Origin of the sequence: Sulfurimonas sp. (assembly GCF_016744025.1) — a bacterium.
Classification (GTDB): domain Bacteria; phylum Campylobacterota; class Campylobacteria; order Campylobacterales; family Sulfurimonadaceae; genus Sulfurimonas.
In genome coordinates, this window is sequence record NZ_JADGFC010000148.1 from 1 (window position 1) to 5170 (window position 5170).

A 5170-nucleotide genomic window follows, 5' to 3' on the forward strand; every position below is an offset into this window, starting at 1 on the left:
TTCTTTGTTTTTGGTCGAATAAGATTAGCAGATTATCGATTAATCCTATCTTTCAACTTACTTTCAAAAAATTGCACTTGATTTTAGAATTGGCGAATAAATATATAGTACAATCAACTAATTTACATAAAAAATTAGGAGTTTAATGAACTATTTAAATGATCTACGTACAATAATAAATATAAACTCATATACTAAAAATAAAATTGGTGTAGATAGAGTTGGAAAAATATTCGACAAATGGCTTGAAGAATTAGGTTTTGAAGTTAATATTTATGATAGAGAAATTATTGGTAATCATAGACATTATACTTCACAACATGATAAAACTTCAAAAAAACTACTACTACTTGGGCATATAGACACAGTTTTTCCACCAAATAAATTTGAAGAATACTCTGAAGATGAAAAGTGGGTTTATGGACCAGGTGTTTGTGACATGAAGGGTGGAAATATAGTAGCACTTCAGGCTTTACGAGAATTAAAAGCACAAAATCTTGAAATAAAAAATATAGACATCCTTTTTGTTAGCGACGAAGAAACAGGTAGTGATAATTCTAAACATTTAACTTCTAAGCTAGCATCTAAGTATGATTATTGTTTCGTATATGAAGCAGCTGGGCAAAATATGGAAGTTGTCACCGCAAGAAAGGGTGTCGGTACTTTTCTTATAGATATCCAAGGTAAGGCAGCACATGCTGGAAACAACTACATACTTGGTCATGACGCAAATTTAGAAGCTGCTTATAAACTAGAAGAATTAGTGAAATTGACAGACTTAGAAAAAGGTACAACTGTTAATGTTGGGAAAATAAATGGTGGTATTGGTGCTAACACAATATCTCCTTTAGCTAATATGGTTTTTGAACTTAGATATAAACACTCTGAAGAACGTGATAGAGTTTTAAATTCTATTAATGACATAGTTGAAAAATCTTTTGTCAAAGGAACTACTGCTATTTTAAGTGGTGGCATACAACGTGACGTAATGCTGACGAGTGTTGCATCTATTAGTTTGATAAAAAATATCGAAAAAATCACTTCATCAACTCTAAATACAGAAGAAAGAGGTGGTGTAAGTGATGCTAATATTGTAAGTTCATGTGGAGTAACAACCTTAGATGGATTTGGACCCTTTGGAGATGGAGATCATACAGTGAATGAAAGAGCTTCCAAAGAAAGTTTTAAAAGTAGAATAGAGTTGAGCAGAAAGCTATTTACTTATTTTATAGAAAATTTAGATTTTAATTAGATTATACCTTGTAAGAAATTATTTTTTTTAGGCCATGCTTTAGCATTAAAGGGTAGATGATGGAAGTATTTCTGACATCGTAATAAATTAAGGGTTAATAATGTCAAATAGAAAAATTGGAATGTGGCTTTACAGTAATGGCGGTGGTGACAAAATCGGAAAAAAAATCATCAAAAAACTTAAAGATAGAAATATTGATACACTTGATAACATAAATCTTAGAAAAGCCTTGGCTAAAAATGTAAATATAATTTATGATGATATAAAATTAAATAAATTAGATCTCTTTTTCTCTTATAATGTAGGTGAACAAACTCAGTATCAAATGTACTTATATCATGCGCTTAATAGGGTTATACCTATGATTAACTCTTATGATTCTTTCGCTCTAACAGAGGATAAATTTCATACATCATTTGTTTTAAGAAATGAAGGTATTTCAACCCCAGATTACAAGCTTTGTCATAGAGATGATGGGCATCATCTTAAAAAAAATATTAAAAAATGGGATAAAATGGTTTACAAACCAACAGATGGTTGGGGTGGAGTTGGTCTTACAAAAATAGAAAGTGAGGCTAATTTAGACATGTTACTTCCATTTTTAAATCAGATGGATTTGAGATACTTTTATGTAGAAAAGTTTATAAAATATGATAATACTGACTATAGAGTAGATATTGTAGATGGCAAATTTGTAGGCTGTTATGGTAGAAAAGCTAGTTCAACTGATTGGAGAACTAATGTTACAAGTGGTGGGTCTGTATTTGTTCGTGAAGCTAATGACGAAATTATAAATATAGCTATAAAAGCTTGTAAAGCTTGTAAAGCTTGTAATGTTGATATTGGTGGTGTAGATATTATTTATGATATGGAAAAAGAAGAGTATGTTGTACTAGAAGTTAATGGTATACCTGCATTTGCAACTCCAGAACAAGAAAAACTTGGACTAAATTTTAATAATAAAAAGATTAATTTAATAGTAGATCTGATAGATAAGAGAACTAAAAAGAAATGAGTGTAATAGTCTTTGAAATATAACCTTATATAATGAATTTATTTGTAATAAGAAGAGTGTAGTTATAGTAAAATAAGTTCATTAGTACATTTAAAGAGTTAACTGAGTATGATTGCATTTCTAAAGAGAAATTTAGCTACTGGCTATATTTTTAATAATTAATAACTTGTAAGGTAACAATTTGAGACAACAATATAGTTCTTATAACGAATGTGTAGATTTTTTTAAAGCAGCCCAAATATCTAATCCAGATCTTGTTAAAGTGGAGTCTATTGGCAAGACTTGGGAAGATAGAGATATTATTGCCGTAAGTATTACGAAAAATATAAATAAACATTTAGATAAACCGGCACTTTTTTTTACAGGAACTATTCACGCAAGAGAATGGATAGGAATAGAGCTTAGTCTTAGTTTTTCAAAATATATATTAGAGCATATAGATTATGATCCACAGCTAAATGATATTTTAGACAGAACAACACTATATATGGTTCCTTGTGCAAACCCTGATGGGTTTGAGTATTCAAGAAATCATTTTTCATTTTGGAGAAAAAATAGAAGAAAAAATGCAGACGGAAGTTTTGGAGTTGATTTAAACAGAAATTTTTCTGTGGGTTTTACTCAAAATCAAAACACGATGTCAAATGTTTACTCTGGGCCAAATGCTTTTAGTGAACCTGAAACAAGTGCTTTAAGAGACTTTGTAACTAGTCATGAAAATATTTCAATTGCACTGGATTACCATTCACAAGGAAATGTTATATTTCCAGCGCATAACTTTATACATGAAGATGCAATAGATGCAATAGATTTAAATCTGTTAGCATCTAATATGGCTGAAGAGATTCGAAAAGAGTCTGGCAGAGAATACGGTGTGCATATGGGGAAACCTCCAGTGCACTTAATTTCAGGAAGTGGTAGAGAATTTTATTATTCAAAAGGTGTATTATCCTTACTAATTGAAGTTGGAACAAGAAATATTAGTGATTATAAAGAACATATGAGCGAAAATATTAATGAAAATCTTCCAGCACTTATCTTTGCACTCTCAGAAGCAAATAATTATAAAAAAGGCAATGCATTACCTAGAGTTGAAAACTTTCTAGCAACAGAAGTTTGTTCTAAAGAGGTTGAACTTAGTTGGGATTATGCTGATGATTATTTATTGTATTTTGAAGTATACCGTTCAAAGAAGAAAAAATGTTTTGCTCAAGCATCCAATAGAATAGGAATGACAAAATTAAAAACCTATACAGACAAAAATCTTAAATCTTCTACCAATTATTATTACTATATAAGAGCAGTCTGTAAAATCAGAAAAGTAAAATCAGCATATGCTCAGATGATAGCTATTAGAACAAAGCCTGCGGAAAATATGTTTTCAAAGATTTTATACCCACTTGCAGATAAAGTTGGGTATGTTGGTGAAAAAACAAAAAAAGATGAAGATCACTTTGGAAATAATTCGATGTTTGTAGGTGTTTCAAAAGGGAAGGGTGAATGTTTAGGTGTTTGTGGTTTTTCACTCTCAACTATACCTCAAAATGCAATAATTACTAGTGCTTCAATTTCTTTTTATCCTATGAATAGGGTTTCTGTTCAAGTAGAAAGTTATGGAGAGTGGAGAGTTGGACAAATTGATGATAGAACTGTAGATAACATTAGTAGTTTTAATGAAATTAAAAATGCAAAATCTCTCAGTTATATAGATAGACCAACGGGTTCTGCTAAATTATCACAAGGTATATGGAGAACATATAAGTTTGCAGCTCAAGAGCTTGCTGTTTTACAAAAATCTTTAACTAGATCAGAAGCACTATTTAAATTCGAAGGGCCATCATCTCTCCCCTTAGATCGAGCTTCTCAACTTATGCAGTGGGATATTGGATATGGAAAATTTAGTGGTGGGCTAACTTATAGACCAAAATTAGATATTTCTTATACAGTAGATGAAGTTAAACTTGAACTTCAATCTTCAAAAGAATTTACAGTATTAAAAAATAAGATTTTGGAAAATAAGTTGGTAGCTGGATATCATAAAGATGGAAATAAAAAATATTCTTGTATAGAGTTTGATTTTTCACAATGGCCAGAGATGGATAACACAGTAATATCAAATGCATATATAGAGATAGATGCAGTCGATATTAAATCTGCAAACACGCTTCGTTTTCACATGGAGATGGTTGTTCCTTGTGATGAAGATAAGTCATATGAGAAAATTAAAAATAGAGAAGTAATTGAGCGTATAGGTTATGATGTAAGTGTATCTGATATAAAGTCAGAACCAAAACAAAGATTTGTATTTGATAAATATGCTATAAATGAAATGGTTGAAAATATAGGCAAAAGCTCTAAAGCAGTATTTGTTATATCTGCTTCATCACACAAACCTCTTTCTAAAACACAAGATGTCACATTTATGGATAATAAAAGATTAAAAAGACCTTCTTTAATAATTAATTATATTAAGAAGCGTCGTAATGCACCAGCAAAAGTAAAAAATTTAAGACACACTCTTGAAAGTAATATTGTTAAACTAGAATGGGATATTCCAAATGATGAAGGATATAGTGGTGCAATAGTAGTTAAAAATGCATTTAGAATCCCTTGTTCTCCATATGATGGACAAAAGCTTTATGGAGGAACAGATAACTATACTTATGATAACTTTGGAGACAGTAGCGTACATAAGTATTATGCGGTCTTCTCATATGATGATGTACCAAACTTCTCAAAACCAGCTTACATAGAGGTAAATTAATCAATAAATAGACAGTTAAAGGCTGTCTATACTTATACTAATAAAACTTTCCAGAAACTTCTCAACCGATTAAGAAACTTCAAAGCATTAACCCCCTATAATTCCCATCCACAAACAAAGAGACCTTGTCAAAAAGGAC

General features: G+C 30.5%; 3 protein-coding genes. All 3 read left to right on the forward strand.

What is annotated here, in order from left to right; genetic code table 11:
* The first annotated feature begins 145 nt into the window (after positions 1 to 145).
* Positions 146 to 1252, forward strand: a complete 1107-nt coding sequence (locus QZZ48_RS13840; protein WP_294966842.1) for a M20 family metallopeptidase — start codon at positions 146 to 148, stop codon at positions 1250 to 1252.
* A gap of 100 nt (positions 1253 to 1352) precedes the next feature.
* Positions 1353 to 2267, forward strand: a complete 915-nt coding sequence (locus QZZ48_RS13845) for an ATP-grasp domain-containing protein (protein ID WP_294966844.1) — start codon at positions 1353 to 1355, stop codon at positions 2265 to 2267.
* Positions 2268 to 2448: 181 nt separating this feature from the next.
* Positions 2449 to 5031, forward strand: coding sequence for a M14 family metallopeptidase (locus tag QZZ48_RS13850; protein ID WP_294966846.1), 2583 nt, complete (start codon positions 2449 to 2451; stop codon positions 5029 to 5031).
* Positions 5032 to 5170: the final 139 nt, after the last annotated feature.

Excerpts from the sequence above, each read along its gene's own strand:
- QZZ48_RS13840 (WP_294966842.1), top strand. The coding sequence starts at position 146 with ATGAACTATTTAAATGATCTACGTACAATAATAAATATAAACTCATAT.
- QZZ48_RS13845 (WP_294966844.1), top strand. The coding sequence starts at position 1,353 with ATGTCAAATAGAAAAATTGGAATGTGGCTTTACAGTAATGGCGGTGGT.